Below are 21607 nucleotides of genomic sequence, written 5' to 3'. Positions count from 1 at the left end.
CACCCAACCCTTCGAGGAACGAAAACCTAGATAGAGCTCGCCGAAAACCTACCTTTTCACTTGCTCCAGCGCCTCGCGTTGTGCCTTGGCGATGCGCTTCTCAGAGACCGTGTACGCCGTGCCGAGTTCCTGGGCGAAGAAGCTCACGCGCAGCTCCTCAAGCATCCAGTTCACGCGGGCGAGCGCATCGGGAATGAGAGTACCCTCAGGCAGCGATTTGACGGCGAAATCGTAGGAGTCTTCCAAATCCTGCACAGTGAGCATGAGCTGATTATCCCGGTTCAGGTTCGGCCCCAGCTTCGTCAAGCGTATCTGCGCGGCCTTAAGATAGCGCGGCAAGTGAACCAGCTGATCGTACCCGGTATTCGCCACGAATCCGGGGTACACCAGGTTATCGAGCTGCCCCTTCACATCTGAGACGGCGTGCATGGTGCTCAGCGAGGTTGCCTTCTTAATGGCTTTGCGCAGCGCCGCCGCCTCTGAGAGGATTTCGGCAACCAGCTTGGTGACATCAAAGACGGTATCGATCAGCTCGGCGCGCACATGCTCGAACAGCTCGCGGTATTCGCCGCGCGTGAACACGGGCGTATGCGGAACCAGCTTGTCGAGCGCGGCAACCGTGCAGTCCCGAATCAGCTCGTCAATCGAGCCGTGCGGGTTCTGTGTGAACACAATCTTCTCTTTATTTGACAGGTGATCGCTCACATACCGCTCAGGCGAGGGCACCTGCAGCTGCAGAAGACGAATAATACCGCGCCGCTGCGAATGCACCTGCTCGGCCTCGGTGGGGAAAATACGGATGCCCACACTCGTTTTTTCGTCCACCAGCGCCGGGTATCCGCTGACCGCCTGGGTCGCAATAATGCGCTGTACCTTGCGCGGAATCTCTTCGCCAGGAAAGTCGGTCAGGCCCGTGGTTTCGTGGATAGAATCTTGCGATCCTATACCTTGAGCGGCGGTTTTCCCGGGTTTTGCGCCCGATCCTGCGCTGTTTTCCTGCGCGCCCTGCTGCGCCGAACCGGTTTGCGATGAGGCTACCTGAGCGGAGTTCCCACCTGCGAGCGCCGCCATCTTCGCCACCGTATCTTCAGAAGCGCCCAGCGAATCTGCTAGGGCTGAGCGAATCTGCGCATGGAGTTTTTGCTGCAGCTCACGAATATCTTTGCCTTCGCCCAGAATCTTATTGCGGGCGTCACGTACCTGGAACGTGAACTTCAGATGATCCGGCACGGAGTCCCAGTCGAAGGCATCCGGCTCAACCACCACGCCGCGCAGACGACGCAGCACCAGCGCGAACGAGGGCAGAAGCTCGTCAGTCGCGGGGGAGTAGTCAGCCTCTAAAGACTCCAACGCCATGCGTGCAACATCCGGGGCGGGCACAAAATTACGGCGAATCGCCTTCGGAAGCGATTTAATGAGTGCCGTTAAAAGTTCATGGCGCATTCCCGGAATCTGCCAGCGGAACGGCTCGGGGGTCAGCTGGTTCAAGAACAGAATCGGTACCTGAACCGCCACTCCGTCGCGTTTTGCCGCATCCGTGCGGGCACCGCCCAACCCTGCCCCCGGGGCGTATTCGTACCGCAAATCCAGGGTGAGTTCGCCGCCGTCAGTACGCTGTACCCACTGGCGCGGGAACTGCGAATCGTCATAATCGGCGGCGTCCTCATTAATAAGGTTTTCCGGGTTGAAATCGAGCAGGTTATCGTTTTCTAAACGTGCGTGCTTCCACCATTTATCGAAGGAACGAACGTCCGTCACATGCTCGGGGACGCGCGCATTATAGAACTCGAAAAGCACGGCGTCATCCACTCGCAGATCGCGGCGGCGCAGGCGGGCCTCAAGCTCCTCGACCTCAGCCAGGGCACGCAGGTTGCGCTTGTAGAACTTGTGCTGGGTGCGCCAGTCGCCCTCCACCAGGGCGGAACGAATAAAAATCTCACGTGCAGCGGCGGCATCTACCCGGGAATACTGCACTGGACGGTCAGCATAAATCGTCAGCCCGTACAGTGTGCCCTTCGTATACGCCACGGCGGCACCTCGGCTTGCCGACCAATGCGGCTCGGAATACTGCTTCTTCAGCAGGTGCCCGCCCACTTCTTCAACCCACTGCGGCTCAATCGCGGCGTTTGTGCGCGCCCACAGCCGGGAAGTCTCCACAAGCTCGGCAGAAAGCACCCAGTCAGGGTTCTGCTTGAAAAGCCCTGAACCTGGGAAGATAGCGAATTTTGTGCCGCGCGCCCCCAGATATTCACGCGGGCCACGCGGGGCTTTGCCGTAGGTTTTCTCACGCTCCTCCTTAGCGCCCACATGCGAGAGCAGACCCGAAAGCAGGCTCTTATGAATCTCAACCTCACGCCCCGACGCGTCAATATCGCGCCCGTTCGACACGCGGATATTCGCGGTGCGCCCCATCTCACGCAGCTGGGCGAAAAGATCCTGCCACTCACGAATACGCAAAAAGTTAATAAACTCGCGGTGGCACATCTTTCGCAGCTGCGAAGAGGAAAGCTCAGCCTGGCGCTCATTAATGTACTGCCACAGCAGCAGGAACGACGAAAAATCAGATTTATCGTCCGTGAAACGGGCATGCATCTCATCGGCGGTGCCACGCACCTCAGCCGGGCGTTCGCGCGGATCCTGAATCGTCAAAGCAGCGGCAAGAACCATCATCTCTTTAGCACAGTCACGGCGCGAACCCTCAATAATCATGCGTGCCAAGCGCGGATCGACCGGGAACGCACTCATTGCACGCCCCGTAGCGGTCAGCGTCGAGGTAGTACGATGATGCTTCCCCCTTTTATCCGTGCGCGCCGGTTTTTCAGAAAGCGCCCCAAGCTCACGCAGTAGATTCACGCCGTCATTAATCGCGCGTGATGCGGGCGGCTGCACAAACGGGAAACGCGCAATATCGCCGGGCTCACGCACCACGCCGATCGCAATCATCTGCAAAATAACGGCCGCCAGGTTCGTGCGCAGAATCTCCGGGTCGGTAAACTCGCTGCGCGACGCGAAATCCTCCTCAGAATACAGCCGAATTGCAATACCATCGCTCACACGGCCGCACCGCCCCGAGCGCTGGTTCGCGCTTGCCTGCGAAATCCGTTCGATCGGCAGGCGCTGCACCTTCGTGCGCGCCGAATACCGCGAAATGCGGGCGGTACCGGTATCGATCACATACTTGATACCCGGCACCGTCAGCGAAGTTTCCGCAACGTTCGTCGCCAGCACGATGCGCGGCCGACTCCCCGGCGTAAACACACGATGCTGCTCCGCGAGAGACAGACGCGCATACAGCGGCAGAACCTCATAGTTCATACGTGGGGACTTGGCAACCAAAGACTCTAAAGCATCGTGAGCATCGCGAATTTCACGCTCGCCCGAGAAGAAAATCAGGATATCGCCGGGCGCCTCCTTCGACAACTCCTCAACGGCGGCAAGGATTCCATCGGTTGGGTCACGGTCTTCGTCGCCTTCATCTTCATCAGCGTAGTCGTCCCCATCGAGCGGGCGGTAGCGAATCTCCACCGGGTAGGTGCGCCCCGAAACTTCAATAATCGGGGGAGCATCATCGGGAAGAATCTGCTCGGCAAGCTCACGTTCCTCATCGCTGAGAGAATCGTCTACCACACCCTTACCTGGCACGAAACTCGGTGCGAAATGCCTCGCGAATCGTTCAGGATCAATGGTTGCGGAGGTAATAATGACCTTCAAATCGGGGCGCTTCGGCAGAATCCGCTTCAGATACCCCAGAATAAAATCAATATTTAGGCTGCGCTCATGTGCCTCGTCAATAATGAGCGTGGAATACTTGCGCAGCAGCTTATCGTGCTGAATTTCGGCGAGCAGAATACCGTCCGTCATGAGTTTGATAGCGCTGTTCTCGCCCACCTCAGAGGTGAAACGCACCTGGTAACCCACGGTCTCACCAATTTTCTGCCCCAGTTCTTCGGCGATGCGCTCCGCCACCGAACGTGCGGCAAGGCGGCGCGGCTGGGTGTGCCCAATCATGCCTTTTTCAGCAAGACCGAGTTCCAAGCACATCTTGGGCAACTGCGTGGTCTTACCCGAGCCGGTCTCGCCAGCGACAATGATGACCTGGTGATCACGAATAGCCGTCTTAATGTCTTCGCGGCGCTCGCTGACGGGCAGTTCTTCGGGATAGGTAATCTCAGCGGGAATCAGCGGGTTGTAGGGACGCTGTTCGGGCTGGTCCCGGTGGTTCTTGTGATGCGCGCGTTTGTGCGGGTTTTTGGAGCGTGAAGCGTTATTTTTACGCGAGGAATTCTTGTGGGAAGTAGCCCGCTTTGCACCTGGCTCTGCTGTGGAAGCATCGCCGGGTTTCTCATCGGATGTTTGGGATGTGCGCGCGGGCTTTTGAGGTGCGCGCACCGGCGCCGCATGAATGGCAGCCGCCAGGCTCGCCATACTGGGCGCGGTTCGAGTGGTCTTAGGAGTATCTGTGTGTTCGGTGGGTTTCTGCTCAGACATATCGTTACTAGTTTACTCTTCTGTATTTGGTGCCCAAGAAACCCGTTTTTTCGGCGAAGTCTTGTGTAATCTTGGAGCAGATACTAATAACCTCAAACGCAAAGGCAGGTCATGAAAATAAAACTGCGGGCTTGGCGGGAAGATGACGCCTCAAGACTCTATGACATATACCGTGCAACGCCCGACCTTGTACATCAGATGCCAGCTCTCGGTAGTGTAGAAGATGCACGAACTCTCATCTGCGAAGAGCTTCTTCCGTCTTCTGAACACATAGCATGGTGTCTGGAAGCTGATAACCAAGCTGCCGGGTGCGTAGGTTTCAGATGTATGGGGCGCCAGTCTTCTGGAACCTGGGATAGAGCTTGGGTTTATTACTGGATCTCGGCAGAAACCCGAGGGCTCGGTATAACAAGTCGATGCGTGCGTGCGGCGTGCGACTGGGCACAGAATATAGACGCGTCGAATGATAGCGCTGTATCACCTGGAAAACCCGCAGAACAAGCCAAGATCAGCTACGATTTCTCAGCTCTTACATCCGCAAGGTCCTCACGTGTTCGTCGTTTAGAACTTGGGTACCGCACCAATAACCCGGCGTCAGCGGCAGTGGCGCGCCATGCGGGGTTCGTGGTTGAGGGCGTAGAACGTGAAAAGTTCTGCTACGACGGCGTGCTCTATGATGCCGCCATAGCTGCGCGCCTTCACAGAGACGTGGACCATGTGCTGGCAGCCACCTCATCGTCTGGAGCATCGGCAGCCCTATAAAGATTCAGATTCTTCTTCCAGAAGAATGTGAGAGACAGCAGACTTCTACCTAAGAAGTCGTGCGCACCCAAAGGCCACGTAGAATCCTAAGGAACAAGCACTACTTTGCCGCGCACATGCCGGGAGCCCACAAGCTCATGAGCCTTCGCTGCCTGCTCTAGTGGGAAAGTCTGATCCACGTGAACTTTCACAATCCCCAGCGACATGAGTCGAGCAATCTCACCCAGCTGATAACGGTCGGGATGCACCGTCAGCCACTCTGCCGTAAACCCGCGCTCGCGTGCAGTCTCTAAAGGATCGGGGCTTGTGAGGGTCACGATTCGTCCGCCCGGAACCAGTACATCCAAAGAATCTACGAAGGTTTGTGCACCCGTAGAATTCAGTACCACATCAAGGGTAGGACCTAGAACCTGCCGGAAATCTTGGGTTGTATAGTCGATAAATTCTGCGCCCAAAGACTGTATAAACTCATGGTTTTTCTCAGAAGCCGTGGCGTAAACTGTCGCGCCAGTGTTGAGAGCAAGCTGAATCGCGAGATGACCAACACCGCCGGCGCCCGCATGGATTAGCACGCGCTCCCCAGCGCTAAGGTTCGCAACCTCAAAAAGTGCCTGGTATGCCGTCAAGGCTGCCAGGGGAGCGGCACCTAGCTGCTCATCGGGAATATCTGCAGGTGCGTGCACAAGCTGATGGGCAGGAGCCAAAACGTATTCGGCATATGCCTTACCCGGATGCGGAAACTGCACCAGCCCGAAAACCTTCTCGCCTGGCTGGAATCCCGTGTAATCGCCCGCCGTTTCGCAAACCAAACCGGCGACATCCCATCCTAAAACGGCGGGTTCTTGGTCAAGATTAATCAATGATGCCGCAGGGCCCAATCCCTTGCGCGTTGTAAGGTCTATAGGGTTAACACCAGCGGCGGTAACTTTGAGAAGAACATGCCCGCGAAGGGGTGAAGGCATAGGAGCCTCTGTAAAATGCAGATTCTCGGGCTCACCCCATACGGTGAGCTGTACCTGGTGCATGGTCATGATGAGCCCCTTCTGCCGTGACGATAACGGTTGGAAACATTCTCTCAAGCGCAAGTCACGGGGCAAAATAGCATGTCATAAAAGGCAACTCTCACACGTGCCGTTCTCATGACGAGTATGTGCATATCTAGCTAAATTGAAGCCCTATCAGTTCCTGTAGTAGAGAGCTATCAGCGTCGTGAGGGCTTATTGTCTAACTATAGAAACCCGGGAAACCCTGTATTACGCGATCTTCTGAATGAACGTTTCAATCTTTCCCGATAGCCGGTAAAGCATCTGTAGGTTAATAAGAACTACAGCACTCAAGACCACGGTCAAAATAACTAATTTGAGGTAATCGATATGCTGGGTAGCAAAGATAGCGTATAAGGTAATAGCGTTAAGCGGCATCGTAAATACTGCGGTCCTGCTGCCTGGTGCCCATCCCGGAAAGATAAACGCCTCGCGGATATGAAGGATAAGATGCAGAATATAAGCGATAAAGATAGCTGTGACGGTCTCAATGGAATCAAATATGACCCCGCTAAAAAGGATCAGACAAGCAACAATAAATTCCTCACCGATCATGGCGGCAATAGCTGCGGTTGAGGGGTAATGGTCTTGCCCCGCTATAAAGAGTTCGTCGTGGTACCGGTTATCGCTGGAGTACTTCTCGATGTAGCGGCGCACGAAGATGATCTCCTCAAATTCGTGCACCATGAAGAGAGCGATCGTAATAAATGCAAAAGTGCCTATAGACATCCTAGCCTCCCAGGTTCCTGCATAGTTTCGTTTCTCCACGTTATTTCATGGTATGGCTCAGCGGGCTAATGTCAGTAGTTCAATAAAAATGGTCTACCCGCTGAAGCGGATAGGCCAATAAAAAAGTGCCCTTGAAAGGATTCGAACCTTCGACTTCTTGCTCCGGAGGCAAGCGCTCTATCCACTGAGCTACAAGGGCTGACATATGAAATTTTGGCGACCGCCTTGGCACCTCGACCAAAAACTAGGCGTTTCAGCCGCATACGGCGCACAAGCGAACCTCTATATCCTATCAGATGTTGCTAGAATATGTAGCTATGACTCCCGAAGAATTATCAGCAGCAATTGCTCAAGAACTCGATAAAACTATCGCATCCGGTCAGCTTACCCTCGCAGATAACGCAGAGCTTCCCCTCGCGCGCGTGGAACGCCCGAAATCTCGCGAACACGGTGACTGGGCGACTAATATTGCGCTGCAGCTCGCCAAGAAAGTTGGCAAGAATCCTCGCGAAGTAGCAGCTGTTCTTGCCGATAAAATTGCCTCAATTCCGGGAGTTTCAACGGTAGATATTGCCGGTCCAGGCTTCCTCAATATAACCCTGGATGCGGCTGCGGCAGGCACCCTCGCCGCCACTATCGTCGAAGCCGGGAAAACATACGGAACCAGCGATAAATTCGCGGGAAAAACCATTAACCTTGAATTCGTCTCGGCTAACCCCACCGGTCCTATCCACTTGGGTGGAACCCGCTGGGCGGCCGTAGGTGATGCGCTCGCCAATATCCTCGAAGCCGAGGGCGCAAATGTGGTGCGCGAATACTACTTCAACGATCACGGCACTCAAATTGATCGGTTCGTAAACTCGCTTCTTGCTGCAGCCAAGGGAGAGCCTACCCCTGAAGACGGCTATGCGGGCGCCTATATTACCGATATCAAAGATCAGATTCTCGCCCAACGCCCAGACGCGCTCGACGCCGAAAACCCCGCAGAAGTTTTCCGTGAGATCGGAACCGAGCTTATGTTCGCACAGATTAAAGAGTCTCTGCACCGTTTCGGTACCGACTTTGATGTCTTCTTCCACGAAAACTCGGTATTTGAATCTGGCGAGGCCGACCGCATCATTGAGCAGATGAAACAGGATGGTCAGCTTTTTGAATCCGAGGGCGCGTGGTGGATGCGCACCACTGACTACGGCGATGACAAAGACCGTGTGGTCATTAAATCGGATGGTAATCACGCCTATGTTGCTGGAGATATTGCGTATTTCCGCAATAAAATGACTCGTCCTGAGAACCCTGCGGACATAGCCATCTATATGCTTGGTGCAGACCATAGCGGCTATGTGGGACGGCTCAAGGCTATCGCTCAAATCTTGGGGTACCGGACCGAGCAGATTGAGGTCATGATTGGGCAGCTGGTGAACCTTGTCAAGGACGGCAAACACGTGCGTATGTCGAAGCGTGCCGGTAACGTCGTCACCCTTGAAGACCTTGTAGAGGCTGTGGGTGTGGATGCGGCACGTTACGAACTGATCCGCTACTCGGTAGACAGCACAATTGATATCGATCTTGATCTGCTGGTGCAGAAGAGCAGCGATAACCCTGTCTATTATGTGCAGTATGCGCACGCCCGCACTGCGGCTGTAGAACGTAACGCCATTGATGCTGGCGTGCATCTTGTCGATGGCGTGGACACAGGGCTTCTGAATACGCCCGCAGATACTGAGCTTCTTGCAGTGCTGGGGCAATACCCGGCAACCGTGCGTACCGCAGCGGAATTCTACGAACCGCACCGCGTGAGCCGTTATCTGGAAAACCTTGCGGCGGCCTACCACAGCTGGTACGGCCTCTCGCGCGTGGCTCCGAAGGGCGATGAGCCAGTGACTGATCTGCACCGTACCCGTTTGCTTCTCAACAATGCAACACGTCAGGTACTCGCCAACGGATTGGGTCTGCTGGGGGTCACCGCCCCCGAGCGTATGTAATGCCGAACCGACCGGAAGCTGCGTACCCCGCCAACACGATGACGGGGCACGCGGCTTTTGTCTATCGGTTCATCCGCTATCTGAACACCACCTATGAGCAGCATCGTGGCAGCAAGGCGTTCCGATATAGTGGTGATGGCATCACGAATCTGTGACCGTGACACAAGACCCGAGGACTATGCATGAGCGACGCACAATCCCTGTACGCCCCCGACTGGCTTACCTGCCCCGAATATCCGGCCGAGCTGAACCGTACCATCTGGACGGACTCATTTCAGCGTAATCATGGGGGAGAGCTAACCATCGACGGCATTGCAGCGAGTGAGCTTGTCAAAGAGTTCGATACTCCGCAGTACGTATTTTCGGAAGATACATTCCGAGCTAGGGCACGCGGGTACCGCCAGGCATTCGAGGATGCTTTCGCCCGGTATGGCGCGCAGGTGAGTGTCTACTACGCGGGAAAGTCATTCCTGTGCACATCCGTGGCGCGGTGGGCGCATGAAGAAGGTTTGTGTCTTGATACGGCGTCGGGAGGGGAACTGGCGATTGCCCTGCGGGCTCAGGTTTCCGGGCAAAATATTGCGCTGCACGGTAATAACAAGTCGCGCGGCGAGATTGCGCGCGCCATCAAACACGGGGTAGGGCGTGTGGTGGCAGATTCCGTTGACGAGCTTAAACTCATCGCGGATGTGCATGCCGAGCTGAACGCAGAACGCTCCGCTGCGGGGCAGGAGCCGTATCCGGCGGTTCCCGTGCTCGTTCGGATTACGCCCGGTGTACATGCCTCCACCCACGAATCTATTGCTACGGCGCATGAAGATCAAAAATTTGGGATGTCGCTTCAACCTGGAACCGCGCGTCTTGCCGGGTTAGAGGCAGATGAACTTGAGTATTGGTCAACCACTGAGGACGAATCCTACGCGATGCTTGCCGCCGGTATCCTCACTGCCACAGATTCCCTGGAATTCCGGGGTATTCACTGCCATATAGGTTCGCAGATTTTTGAGGCTCAGGGTTTCGAGCAAGCGGCAGATACTGCCCTCACCTTTATGCACGCCGTGAACCAGAAATACGGTATTAGTCTGCCTGAGCTTGACCTGGGCGGCGGCTACGGTATTGGCTATACCGAGGCCGATACCCCGCGCAGTATTGAGCAGATTACCGTCTCTATTGCGGATGCGGTCGCGGCAACCTGCGTGCGTCTTGGCATGAGGATTCCGCATATGTCTTTTGAACCTGGCCGCTCGATTTCAGGTCCCTCAGGGGTGACGCTCTACACCGTCGGCACCATTAAAAACGTGAGTATTGAGGATGAGCACGGTCAGATTCGAGTACGCCGGTACATCTCGGTGGACGGAGGTATGAGCGATAATGCGCGCCCGGTGCTCTATGACGCCGACTATGCGGTAACCTTGGCGAACCGCGCCCCGGCGGGAGAGCAGGTGCTTTCTCGTGTGGTGGGTAAACACTGCGAATCGGGTGATATTGTGGTGCGGTATTGCTATCTTCCTGCTGACCTGTGTGCGGGGGATATTCTCGCGGTGCCAGCTACCGGTGCGTACTGTTATGTGCTGGGGTCAAACTATAACTACCTGAGCCGTCCGCCGGTTATTGCTACGTCGGCGGGGGAAACGGCGCATCCTATTATTCGCCGGCAAAGCGAAGACGAGATGCTCGCTCTCGATACGGGCTTCTAGTACGGGCTCCAAATCTTTTCCGCATGATGACCCCGCGTGGCGCATGTTTGGGTAAGAAGCTGCACGTAATATAACGACACCCCCGTAAATGGCGGTAATGTTGGCGTCCTGACCGCGCCCAGGCGCCGCTCTCTTGATACAGTTGATGATGACGTCGCCCGTTCGTACAGGCGCGTTCACCACTCGGTCAAAATGTAGGAGATAACGTGACTGACACCATTAAGGTTGCTCTGCTCGGCGCTGGGAACGTTGGTTCTCAGGTAGCGCGTATTTTTAGTGAGGATAGCGCGGTTCTCAAAGAACGGATAGGTGCGCCTGTTGAGCTGATCGGTATAGCCGTGCGTGATACTGCGGCTAAACGCCACTGGGACGCCGACCCGAAACTGTACACTACCGATGCAGACGCCCTGATTGACGCTGCCGACGTGGTGATCGAGCTGACCGGCGGTATTGAACCTGCACGAACCCGCATTCTGCGCGCTCTAGAGGCAGGTAAATCGGTGGTTTCAGGGAATAAAGCGCTCCTGGCAAAGCACGGTGTTGAGCTTCAGGCTGCTGCCGATAAGTCCGGTGCACAGCTTTCCTATGAGGCGGCGGTCGCTGGCGCAATTCCGATTTTGCGCCCCCTGCGCGATTCTTTGGCAGGCGATACCGTAACACGTGTGCTGGGCATTATGAACGGCACCACCAACTACATTCTGGACCAGATGGATACCACCGGCGCAACCTTTGCCGATGCGCTCAAAGACGCCCAGGAACTCGGCTACGCCGAAGCAGACCCCACCGCCGACGTTGAAGGTCATGATGCCGCATCAAAGGCTGCTATTGTAGCCTCATTGGCGTTCCATTCTGATTTCACCATTGATGACGTTCACGTTGAGGGTATTACCGCCGTAAGCGCCGATGACGTTGCCGCTGCAGATGCCGACGGCTACGTGATTAAACTCCTGGCCATTTGTGAGCGAGATGGTGACGGAGTCAATATCCGTGTGGCTCCTACGCTTATTCCGCGGCAGCATCCACTGGCAGGTGTTCATGGCGCATTTAATGCCGTGTTTGTACAGGCACAGAACGCAGGCGAGCTGATGTTCTATGGCCCTGGTGCTGGCGGAGCACCGACTGCTTCCGCCGTTCTGGGTGATTTTGTGTCGTTAGCACGCCGTCTGGTATTGGGTGGTCCAGGTGTGCCCGAGTCCTCTTATGCGCAGCTGCCTGCTACCGGATTGGGCGACATTATCTCCCGCTACTCGGTAGGCATGCTGGTTGATGACAAATTGGGCGTGCTCGCAAACATTGCCCGTATTTTCGCCGAACACGGTATTTCGGTGGATTCTTTGCGTCAATCTACTCCGCGGGATGGCGCCGCACAGATTCGCCTGGTGACGCACTCTGCCAAAGACTCTGACCTGCGCCGCGCGATCGCGGTGATCGACGGTTTAGATACTGTGCGCGAGATTATTTCCGTGATTCGCGTCGAGTCCGGTAAATAGATCAGGAAGACTAGAATTTCAGCGCGGAAATTCTCAAGTCCGCGCGAGTAAAACCATCAGCAGAAAGTAGGAGAATCCCATGGCACATGTGTGGCAGGGCGTCATTAACGAATACCGCGATCGTCTTCCGTTCGGGGACGAGGTAAAACCGGTAACTCTAGGCGAAGGCGGAACCCCGCTGATTCACGCACCGGCGCTGTCAGCGCAGACTGGCAATACGGTATACCTCAAATTCGAGGGAATGAACCCCACCGGATCTTTCAAAGACCGTGGCATGACGAGCGCTATTACCGCCGCTAAACGCGAAGGTGCGAAGGCTGTTGTGTGCGCTTCGACCGGTAATACTTCAGCGTCGGCAGCGGCATATGCGCTTCAAGCGGGGATGCGTTGCGCGGTACTCGTGCCGGACGGCAAGATTTCGATGGGTAAACTCTCGCAGGCCATCGCCCACGGTGCCGATATTATTCAGATTGACGGAAACTTCGATAACTGCCTCGAAATTGCCCGTAAACTCAGCGAGAATTACCCAGTATTCTTGGTGAACTCGGTGAACCCCTACCGCATTGAGGGGCAGAAGACTGGTTCTTTTGAGGTCGTCGACACCCTGGGAGACGCCCCCGATTACCATCTGCTCCCGGTAGGTAACGCGGGCAATATTACCGCTTATTGGAAGGGATACAAGGAGTATTCCGAGCCCTATACGAACCGTGACGGCAAGGTCCTAGAGCCGGTCGCCACCAAGCGACCCATCATGTGGGGTTTCCAAGCAGCTGGCGCGGCCCCGATTGTTGCAGGGCACCCGATTGACACTCCCGAAACGATTGCGACCGCAATTCGCATCGGTAACCCTGCCTCATGGGAGAAAGCTGAAGCGGCACGTGACGAATCCGGCGGCGTGATTGAGGCCGTTACCGATGAAGAGATTCTTGAGGCGCACCGCTGGCTCTCTTCCCGCGAGGGCGTTTTCGTTGAGCCCGCTTCAGCCGCTGGTGTTGCGGGTCTGCTCAAGAAACATCGCGCGGGTGAGGCTCCTGAAGGCAAGACCATTGTCATTACGGTGACAGGTCATGGTTTGAAGGATCCGCAGTGGGCGCTGGAACCGGTCAACGGTGCGAAGGTTGAACCGACTAAGGCAGCCTTCGATGTTGTGGCTGTGGCAGATATTCTTGACCTGAACTAACCACCCTATAGCCTGTTAACCGATAGGTCGATGCGCCCTTGTCCGAGAAAATTTTCTTGGGCAAGGGCGTCTTATTCTGTCCGTAACCCGCTCAATGCTAGGATAAATTCTCGTAAAGTAAGTGACATTAGTGTTGTTCCACCGCTTGAACAGCACGGTATGCGCTCCTAACATCCACATGTACCCGAGGTTTCCATGTCGAATTCCGATACCCCTATCACATGCGCAGATATTCCTGTCGGTAAAACCGTCACCGTCAAGGTTCCGGCATCAAGTGCTAACCTCGGGCCCGGCTACGATACCTTAGGGGTGGCTTTAGGGTTTTATGATGAACTTAGGGTTGAGTGTATTTCTGAAGGTTTAGAATTTGAGCTTTCCGGCGAGGGCAGTGAGGCCGTACCGCGCGATGAAACCCATCTAGTGATTCAGGCGATGCATGCCGCCTTCGAGAGGGGCGGGCTTCATGAGTTCCCCGCCCTCAGGCTGACGGCACACAACCGTATTCCGCATTCACGTGGCATGGGCTCATCTGCCTCCGCTATTGTTGCGGGCGTTGCGGCGGCTTCCGGGTTGCTTCCCGAGCACGCTCAATTGAGTCGTGACCAGATTCTTCAAGTAGCTTCAGACCTTGAAGGGCACCCCGATAATGTGGCGCCTTCGGTGTATGGTTCGCTGTCAATATCCTGGGGCGAACTGGGGGACTGGCGTTCGTTGGTCGTACCGGTTCATTCTGCCGTTGTACCTATCGTAGCGGTGCCCGATTATGAAGTTTCTACAAAACTTGCGCGTTCGCTGATTCCCGCCGAGATTCCGCATGAGCAGGCTGCGGCAAACTCAGGTCGTGCCGCTTTATTGATTCAAGCCCTTTCGCAGGCACCGGAGTATCTTATGGATGCGACCGTGGACTATCTGCATCAGGGCTACCGTGTACCTGCGATGCAGCCGAGTGCGGCGCTGGTCGCCTATCTGCGTGATCGACAGCTTCCCGCCGTAATTTCGGGGGCCGGGCCTACCGTATTAACCTTCTCCCGTAGCTGTGAAGAAGTCGCTGCAGCACAGCGAGCGATCGCTGAGTTTGAGGCTACTCATGAGGGGAGCGAATATGAGGGGCGTCGCCTGTCATGGCGCGTCATGCCCCTTGAAATCGATGCAGAAGGTGTTATAGTTACACAGTAAGGTGTTTTTCACCTGACGGGTTTATCGTGTTTGTTTTTATCTCCCGGTCGCACGAAAAACCGCCACATCCGGGAATGGAAAGTATTTTCTTTGAGCCACGTCTTTTTGTGTGTTCGCGTATGCTTCTTCTTCCGTGGGGAGCTCGCGAGGAAATATTTTTCTGTGGTTATGTATTTTTTTGCCTCACTTCACAAGGACTTTGCCGTTTCTTGACCTCACGTAACGACGGTTCGAAAGTGAGTGCCTCGGATATATATGAGGCAATACAGCGTAGCGCGATACCGCACAGTATGCGGTATGTAGTTTCTACACTGTATGCATGATGAGAAAAACCCGATCCTCAATTCTGAGAGGATTTTCTGGGTGTCCCTGACTAAAAGGATAAATCGTTTGGCAAAGAACATTGTCGTGATCGAGGATAATGGCACCGGTTCCGGTGACGCCTTCTCCGAATTCAGCGGCTTGAAGGTCGCACAGCTTCGTACTCTCGCTCAGCAGCTCGGTATTCGTGGATACCTGAAAATGAAGAAAGCTGAGCTTGTGGAAGCGTTAACCCTGCATCAGCGCGGCGGCGCCACCGAAGGTGCCGAGACTGCCTCGACTCAAGAAAGCACGAAAACTTCTAAAAACACCCGCTCAAAGTCGCAAGATTCTCAAGCGCAGGATGAGACTCCGGCACAGAAGCGTGCGCGTAGTCGTAAGGCCGCTAAGGCAGCTTCTGAAGAAGCCGCTAAACCTGATGAGGCTTCCTCAACAAAGAAATCTTCCGAAGAAGCAGCATCTGGCGAGAGCACCGAGACCCCCGAGCGCGAGGAACGTACCACTCGCCGCACTCGAAATTCACGATCTCGGAAAGACCGTGAAGCTAAGAACGGTCGCGGTCCCCAAGAGGGTAAGAATGCGGATTTGCCTCCCTTAGATGTGAAAGCAGAACTGGCTTCTGAAAGCATCGGTTCGCGTTCTGCACAGCGTGATCTTCCGGAGAATTCCGCCGATTTGAAAGCCACAACTTCGGACGGCTCTACTACCCTGGACTCCATTACGGCGGCTCTGGATATGACTTTCGGCTCTGAACCTGAGAAGCCGACTAAACGTACCCGCACACGCGAGCGGAATAACCGTCGTAAGGGCGAAGAAGAGGCCGAAGAGCGCACTAGTCGCCGTAACAAGCGTGACCGTTCTGAGAAGAATGAGCGTTCTGAGAAAAACGATCAACGATTCGAAAAACAGAATCAGAATCGTGAGGAGCGCACTAGCCGCCGCAATAAGCGTGACCGCTATGAAAAGAACGATCGTCGTAACCGTCGTGGGGATTCCGATGAGCCTCAGGTGAATGAGGACGACGTACTGGCACCTATTTCCGGTGTCCTCGATATCCTCGATAATTATGCTTTTGTGCGTACCTCCGGCTATCTGCCCGGTCCGAACGATGTCTATGTATCCCTGGCTCAGGTTAAGCGTTACCACATGCGTAAGGGTGACCATATTCTGGGCGCTATTCGCGTGCCGCGCGAGGGAGAACAAAACTCGCGCCAGCGTTTCAACGCGCTTGTGAAAGTTGAAGCTATTAATGGGCAGCCTGTGGAAGAAGCTTCCAGCCGTCGTGAGTTCTCGAAACTTACCCCGCTGTATCCCAAGGAACGACTGCGCCTAGAGACCACCCCGAAGAAACTGGGTACCCGTGTTGTTGATCTGGTATCTCCGATTGGTAAAGGTCAACGCGGTCTGATCGTCTCGCCGCCAAAGGCCGGTAAAACCCTTATGTTGCAGTCGATCGCGAACGCTATTACTGCCAACAACCCTGAGGTTTACCTCATGATGGTTTTGGTGGATGAACGCCCTGAAGAAGTAACCGACATGCAGCGCACGGTCTCCGGCGAGGTTATAGCTTCAACCTTCGACCGTCCTGCTGAGGATCACACCACTGTTGCTGAGTTGGCTATCGAACGCGCTAAGCGCATGGTTGAGCTGGGTTACGATGTGGTCGTGCTGCTGGATTCCATGACTCGCTTGGGGCGTGCCTACAACCTGGCGGCTCCCGCCTCCGGTCGTATTCTGTCCGGCGGTGTCGATTCTGCCGCTCTGTACCCGCCGAAGAAATTCTTCGGTGCCGCTCGTAACATCGAAGAAGGTGGCTCGCTTACTATTCTGGCGACGGCTCTGGTAGAGACCGGCTCAAAGATGGATGAAGTTATCTTCGAAGAGTTCAAGGGCACCGGTAATATGGAACTGCGTCTGTCACGTCAGCTCGCGGATAAGCGTATTTTCCCGGCGGTGGATATTAACGCCTCCGGCACACGCCGCGAAGAGAATCTGCTCTCTCCGGACGAAGTTAAGATTATGTGGGGTCTGCGCCGTGCTCTGGCTGGTATGGAACCTGAGCAGGCTCTAAATATTCTTACGAACCAGCTTCGGAAGACTGAGAGCAACGTTGAATTCTTGCTGACCGTTCAGAAGAATGGGCTGCGCCTTGTGGATTAGCAAGGTAACCGTCTCGTAGCGGTTATCGCACAGCATTGTTCGCCCCGTACCGCCCAAAAGATTGTGCGGTACGGGGTGTGCGGTGCCTAGACCCTGTAATAATGAAGTGAAGATATACGCGAGTCCCGAAAATCGGCGCGTATACAAAGGTAAGAGAGCAAAAATGTTTGAGTCTATCCAGGTGCTCCTTGACGAGCACACTGAGCTTCAGGAGCAGCTGGCTGACCCCGCCGTTCAGGCAAATCAGGGGAAGGCTCGCCGCGTGGGGCGGCGTTATGCGGAACTCACCGGTATTGTGACCGCATATAACAAATACAAGTCCCTGGCGGATGACCTAGAAGCGGCGCGTGAAATGGCCTCAGAAGACCCCGATTTTGCGGCTGAGATTCCTACTCTTGAGGCCGAGCTTGAAGAAGCCCAAGAGAGGCTACGCCGTCTTTTGATCCCTCGTGATCCTGATGATGGTCGCAACGTTATTCTTGAGGTCAAAGCGGGCGCGGGCGGTGATGAGGCGGCTCTCTTCGCGGGTGACCTTTTGCGCATGTATCTGCGTTATGCCGAGCATAAGGGCTGGAAGACTGAGGTTATTTCCTCCACCAGTACCGATGTGGGTGGGTACAAGGATGCCCAGATAGCAATCAAGGGAACCTCCAACGAACCTGCCGAAGGCGTATGGGCACACATGAAATATGAAGGCGGCGTGCACCGAGTTCAGCGTGTTCCCGCGACTGAATCGCAGGGGCGCATTCACACGTCGGCTGCGGGCGTGCTCGTATTTCCTGAGGTTGATGAACCCGAAGAGATCGAGATCAGTCAGAACGACCTGAAGATTGATGTTTACCGTTCTTCCGGTCCCGGCGGACAGTCTGTGAATACAACCGACTCTGCCGTGCGTATTACTCACCTTCCTACGGGCATTGTTGTGGCTATGCAGAATGAGAAATCACAGCTGCAGAACCGCGAAGCTGCAATGCGCGTGCTGCGTGCCCGTTTGCTGGCGCATCAGCAGGAGCAGATCGATGCTGAGAACGCCGCGCATCGTGCCTCTCAGGTGCGTACGATGGACCGTTCGGAACGCATACGTACCTACAACTTCCCCGAGAACCGTATTGCCGACCACCGTACCGGATACAAAGCATATAACTTAGACGCGGTTTTGGACGGCGACCTTGATCCAGTTGTGCAGTCTGCCATCGAAATGGATGAGGCTCACCGGCTGGAACAGGTTGGCCAAGAGCAGGAATAATCCGAGGCAACGCAGAAGTGACAGGATTACGGGTCACCCCAACAGCACACCGCGGCGAAGGGCTTGATGAAGCCTTGCGCCGCGGTGCTGACGTACTGCGTCGCGCTGGGATAGAACAATATCGGGCAGACGCCGAACTTCTTGCCGCATATCTGTTAGATACGGATTCTCAAGGTATTCAGGGCGGTAGCTACGGGAAAACCCATGTAACTCGTGCGGACGTGCAGCGGTTCGCCCTGATGGGGCGTAGGATTACGCCACAAGATTCAGTACGCTATATGGAACTGCTAGAGCGCAGAGCTCAGCGCGTTCCGCTGCAGCATATTACGGGGGTCGCACCTTTTTATCACCTGGAGATGAAGGTAGGTCCGGGCGTTTTTATCCCCCGTCCTGAAACTGAGCTTCTAGTGGAGGAAGCTCTGCGGGTCTTGGCGACATACGAGTCTAACGCTCGCCCTCGCGTCGTGGATTTATGCACGGGATCCGGGGCAATCGCCGCAGCGATTAAAGAAGAGAATCCTCAAGCGGAAGTTTTTGCGGTTGAACTTTCTGAGCAGGCTCTCCTTTGGGCACGCAAGAATCTTGATCCTCAGAACGTACATCTTATTCCGGGCGATATTCGTACCTCGCTTGAAGACCTGCCCGGATACTTTGACTTGGTGCTTTCAAACCCTCCGTATATTCCTTCCCACAGCAAACCCCAGGCTCCTGAAGTCGCCGAGTATGACCCGCAGATGGCGCTTTATGGCGGGGGAGAAGAGGGCATGGAAATTCCTCGGGAGGTAATCGCTCGGGCTCATTATCTTTTGCGTCCCGGCGGTTTCTTTATGATGGAGCATGATGATTCACAAGAGATCCGCGTGGCTGAGACATTGGCGGCACAGGGGTTTGTGAGCATATACTCAATCCAAGATTTGAACGGCAAACCCAGACACACTGCGGGATATAAACCCCGGTAGAGAGCGGTATATTCGGGCGTGACCACTCGCTTATTGCGTAACCTTGTCACACCATCCACCGCCTCGTACCAAAACATGAGAGAATAAGGCACGTGAACGCAAAGCTGTACCCAGTAACGACTGATACCGAGACCACGGAGGCCGTCGAAGCCGCTCGTGAGGCATTGAATGCCCACGAAACTATCGTGATTCCTACCGATACCGTCTACGGCATCGCCTGTGATGCTTTCTCGCATCAGGGCGTTTCGAAGCTTCTGGCTGATAAAGGCCGTTCCCGTACCATGCCTCCGCCTGTGCTGATATTCGACCTTGCAGCTCTTGCGGGCGTTGCTGACGAAATCCCCAACGATGTATATGATTTGGGCAATAAGTTTTGGCCCGGAGCTCTAACGATTATTCTGTATTCCTATCCATCGCTGACGTGGGATTTGGGCGAAACTCAAGGGACGGTTGCCGTACGTGTGCCCGACGATAAGTTTGCGCTCAAGCTTCTGACTGAGCACGGTCCATTGGCGGTGTCTTCGGCTAACAAGACAGGACAGCCTGCGGCAGCTAATGCCGAAGAAGCGCTTAATCAGCTGGGTGAGGACGTCACGCTTGTTGTGGACGATGGCCCTCGTCCTGCACCGCAGGAAGACGGAAGCGTTGGCGATAGCAAGCCGTCCACAATTCTGGACTGTACTTCGACCCCTTATGTTGTGGTTCGTGAAGGTGCTATTACCGTTGAAGAGCTTCGTGAGGTTGTGCCTTCAATCGTGACCCGTAGCGAGCTCAATGCTCGTAACGATGAGAAAGATAAGCAAGAAACCTCCACTCAAGAAGATACTGAGCAGAAACCTACCGGTCAGGAAGACCTTGATGAAGCATATGACCAGTGGGACGCAGAGCATTCCGGCAGCGGCAAAGAACCGGAACGGGCAGCATCACCAGTAGCCGGTTCCATTGCAGATATGTTGTTGGGCGCCGTTAATACCGCAACCTCGCTTGCTGCCGATAAAAAGCCTGAGGTTGATCAAAAACGTTCGCGCGGCTACCGCAACAACACACCTCAGCCGGTCAAGACAGCGCAGGCTCCGGTTAAGCCGGTATCGACGGATGCTGCTCGCGCCCTTGTGCACGGCGAGGCGAAATCAGAATCTTAGAGGGCAGATAATTCTCACAAAAAAAATACTGTTATTCAAAAATGGGTGAGGGAATCGAGATACTAACTCTCGAATCCCTCACCGTTGCTTATTCTGTGTAGAAAAGTGTAAGGGCCTGTAGCTAGGCGTTCTTAAACCGCTTATCTTTCTTTTTACCGAGTGCAGTATGGGCATTGCGCAGCACTTCACGCACTCGCGGCTCGGGTAGAAGACCATTTTCACGAGCCCAGGAATCGTCGAGTTCTTGTCCAAACCACATGAGCTCGATTTTGCGAACGGAACCTTGGAACCTATCGTTCATCATTTCGGAGACCGTATACCCGGTCTTAACCGCCAGATGGCACAGCCATTCAGGCAGGTGCACGGGCTTGCGGCGACCGGCATCCGCCATGGTAGAGGCTACCGTCTCGCCTTCCCACGGCTGCAGCACAATAGAGGGCAGCTCACCCTTAAAGGAGCCGACTTTAACCACAAATTCAGCCAGTGCATATGAGCTCGATACGGGGGATTTGCGGGTTCCTGCACCTGCTACAGAAGCTAACGGGGAAGAGGCTATTTTGGCGAAGACCTCGGTAGTGCGGCGCCCGCGCCCCTGCACGCTGGTGGCACGCAGGATGCACAGCTCAACAGATTCAGAGTCTTCGCCATGCGAGGCCTCGTGGAACGTATCTTGCAAGTCTAAAAGGGCTTCTTCACCCAAGGCTTTTGAAAAGGAGTATGCGCTAAAGGGAGCTGTGTATTCGCTCGCATCAAGAACAGATTTTGCGCCCTGAACTGCTGCCGAACTGAGGTGAATAACTCGGCGTACTCCGGTACGGTGTGCTGCTATAGCGATAACCGCCGGTAACAGAGCATTAGCACCCACTAGCGCAGGTACGTCTTGCATATTGGGGGCAGCAAGACCTGCTGCGTTAACAACAACCTGAGCCCCGGCAAACGCATCCGCTAGGGAGTCGATGATGCCTTCAAGGAGCTGAGCTTCTTCGATAATAGTTCTTGAGTCGAGTGCTCGGGTTGCTAAACGGGGTGCCTCAATGGGATCTACGCTGATTCCTTCGGCATTTAGTCGTGCCACGATGGACGACCCCACGAAGCCACTTGCACCGATAACTTTCCATTTAGACTCGGACACGTCTTTTCACCTTTCTCACCCCAAACTGTTACGGAGTGTGTATTTCAACTTTCGCATATTCGGTGGTGTTTAAGAAACAGAAATAACGTTTTAGAGTAGT

General features: G+C 54.9%; 15 protein-coding genes and 1 tRNA gene. 11 read left to right on the top strand and 5 right to left on the bottom strand.

Annotated features, from left to right (window positions below; translation table 11 throughout):
• Positions 1 to 48: 48 nt before the first annotated feature.
• Complete coding sequence (hrpA, locus tag HMPREF2981_RS10080; protein WP_070662781.1) at positions 49 to 4488, bottom strand: ATP-dependent RNA helicase HrpA; 4440 nt, start codon at positions 4486 to 4488, stop codon at positions 49 to 51.
• Between the two features lie 111 nt (positions 4489 to 4599).
• On the opposite strand from hrpA, the gene HMPREF2981_RS10075 reads away from it, so the two are divergent.
• Positions 4600 to 5250, top strand: a complete 651-nt coding sequence (locus tag HMPREF2981_RS10075; protein ID WP_070662778.1) for a GNAT family N-acetyltransferase — start codon at positions 4600 to 4602, stop codon at positions 5248 to 5250.
• An 86-nt stretch (positions 5251 to 5336) separates the two neighbouring features.
• On the opposite strand, the gene HMPREF2981_RS10070 is transcribed toward HMPREF2981_RS10075, so the two are convergent.
• From HMPREF2981_RS10070 to HMPREF2981_RS10060, 3 genes are all read right to left on the bottom strand, one after another.
• Positions 5337 to 6281 carry an NADP-dependent oxidoreductase gene (locus HMPREF2981_RS10070; protein ID WP_210398826.1) on the bottom strand — a complete coding sequence of 315 codons (945 nt, stop codon included), beginning with the start codon at positions 6279 to 6281 and terminating at the stop codon, positions 5337 to 5339.
• A 222-nt stretch (positions 6282 to 6503) separates the two neighbouring features.
• A complete protein-coding gene (locus HMPREF2981_RS10065; RefSeq protein WP_070662775.1) occupies positions 6504 to 7022 on the bottom strand; it encodes an HXXEE domain-containing protein in 519 nt (172 codons plus the stop codon).
• Positions 7023 to 7148: 126 nt separating this feature from the next.
• Positions 7149 to 7221 (bottom strand) — tRNA-Arg (locus HMPREF2981_RS10060).
• A 118-nt stretch (positions 7222 to 7339) separates the two neighbouring features.
• On the opposite strand from HMPREF2981_RS10060, the gene argS reads away from it, so the two are divergent.
• From argS to HMPREF2981_RS10015, 10 genes are all read left to right on the top strand, one after another.
• The gene (gene argS / locus HMPREF2981_RS10055; protein WP_180950105.1) at positions 7340 to 9004 is read left to right on the top strand and encodes an arginine--tRNA ligase; all 1665 of its coding nucleotides are present in this window, start codon (positions 7340 to 7342) and stop codon (positions 9002 to 9004) included.
• Positions 9004 to 9159, top strand: coding sequence for a hypothetical protein (locus tag HMPREF2981_RS10910; RefSeq protein ID WP_168165929.1), 156 nt, complete (start codon positions 9004 to 9006; stop codon positions 9157 to 9159). The genes argS and HMPREF2981_RS10910 overlap by 1 nt, the downstream gene beginning before the upstream one ends.
• Before the next feature lie 27 nt (positions 9160 to 9186).
• The gene (gene lysA, locus HMPREF2981_RS10050) at positions 9187 to 10701 is read left to right on the top strand and encodes a diaminopimelate decarboxylase (RefSeq protein ID WP_070662769.1); all 1515 of its coding nucleotides are present in this window, start codon (positions 9187 to 9189) and stop codon (positions 10699 to 10701) included.
• A 206-nt stretch (positions 10702 to 10907) separates the two neighbouring features.
• The gene (locus tag HMPREF2981_RS10045) at positions 10908 to 12191 is read left to right on the top strand and encodes a homoserine dehydrogenase (protein ID WP_070662766.1); all 1284 of its coding nucleotides are present in this window, start codon (positions 10908 to 10910) and stop codon (positions 12189 to 12191) included.
• 79 nt (positions 12192 to 12270) lie between these two features.
• The gene (thrC, locus tag HMPREF2981_RS10040) at positions 12271 to 13371 is read left to right on the top strand and encodes a threonine synthase (protein WP_013398873.1); all 1101 of its coding nucleotides are present in this window, start codon (positions 12271 to 12273) and stop codon (positions 13369 to 13371) included.
• 195 nt (positions 13372 to 13566) lie between these two features.
• Entirely contained in the window at positions 13567 to 14547 is a 981-nt protein-coding gene (gene thrB, locus HMPREF2981_RS10035) for a homoserine kinase (RefSeq protein WP_070662764.1), read from the top strand.
• A 390-nt stretch (positions 14548 to 14937) separates the two neighbouring features.
• Positions 14938 to 17028, top strand: a complete 2091-nt coding sequence (rho, locus tag HMPREF2981_RS10030; RefSeq protein ID WP_070662762.1) for a transcription termination factor Rho — start codon at positions 14938 to 14940, stop codon at positions 17026 to 17028.
• 163 nt (positions 17029 to 17191) lie between these two features.
• Positions 17192 to 18274, top strand: coding sequence for a peptide chain release factor 1 (gene prfA / locus HMPREF2981_RS10025; protein ID WP_004004426.1), 1083 nt, complete (start codon positions 17192 to 17194; stop codon positions 18272 to 18274).
• Positions 18275 to 18291: 17 nt separating this feature from the next.
• Positions 18292 to 19233: a peptide chain release factor N(5)-glutamine methyltransferase gene (gene prmC, locus HMPREF2981_RS10020; protein WP_070619960.1), complete on the top strand. Its 942-nt coding sequence runs from the start codon at positions 18292 to 18294 to the stop codon at positions 19231 to 19233.
• Between the two features lie 92 nt (positions 19234 to 19325).
• Positions 19326 to 20375: an L-threonylcarbamoyladenylate synthase gene (locus HMPREF2981_RS10015; protein ID WP_048780200.1), complete on the top strand. Its 1050-nt coding sequence runs from the start codon at positions 19326 to 19328 to the stop codon at positions 20373 to 20375.
• 121 nt (positions 20376 to 20496) lie between these two features.
• On the opposite strand, the gene HMPREF2981_RS10010 is transcribed toward HMPREF2981_RS10015, so the two are convergent.
• Positions 20497 to 21507 (bottom strand): NAD-dependent epimerase/dehydratase family protein, encoded by a 1011-nt coding sequence (locus HMPREF2981_RS10010; protein WP_070662758.1) that lies wholly within the window; start codon positions 21505 to 21507, stop codon positions 20497 to 20499.
• Positions 21508 to 21607 lie beyond the last annotated feature (100 nt).

This window comes from Rothia sp. HMSC069C01 (assembly GCF_001814655.1).
Classification (GTDB): Bacteria; Actinomycetota; Actinomycetes; order Actinomycetales; family Micrococcaceae; genus Rothia; species Rothia dentocariosa.
Note: the sequence above shows the minus strand (reverse complement) of the source record. Positions and strands in the feature narration are given on the sequence as shown.

Coding starts and splice junctions, on each gene's coding strand:
- hrpA (WP_070662781.1), bottom strand. CDS start 4,488: ATGTCTGAGCAGAAACCCACCGAACACACAGATACTCCTAAGACCACT.
- HMPREF2981_RS10075 (WP_070662778.1), top strand. CDS start 4,600: ATGAAAATAAAACTGCGGGCTTGGCGGGAAGATGACGCCTCAAGACTC.
- HMPREF2981_RS10070 (WP_210398826.1), bottom strand. CDS start 6,281: ATGACCATGCACCAGGTACAGCTCACCGTATGGGGTGAGCCCGAGAAT.
- HMPREF2981_RS10065 (WP_070662775.1), bottom strand. CDS start 7,022: ATGTCTATAGGCACTTTTGCATTTATTACGATCGCTCTCTTCATGGTG.
- argS (WP_180950105.1), top strand. CDS start 7,340: ATGACTCCCGAAGAATTATCAGCAGCAATTGCTCAAGAACTCGATAAA.
- HMPREF2981_RS10910 (WP_168165929.1), top strand. CDS start 9,004: ATGCCGAACCGACCGGAAGCTGCGTACCCCGCCAACACGATGACGGGG.
- lysA (WP_070662769.1), top strand. CDS start 9,187: ATGAGCGACGCACAATCCCTGTACGCCCCCGACTGGCTTACCTGCCCC.
- thrC (WP_013398873.1), top strand. CDS start 12,271: ATGGCACATGTGTGGCAGGGCGTCATTAACGAATACCGCGATCGTCTT.
- thrB (WP_070662764.1), top strand. CDS start 13,567: ATGTCGAATTCCGATACCCCTATCACATGCGCAGATATTCCTGTCGGT.
- prfA (WP_004004426.1), top strand. CDS start 17,192: ATGTTTGAGTCTATCCAGGTGCTCCTTGACGAGCACACTGAGCTTCAG.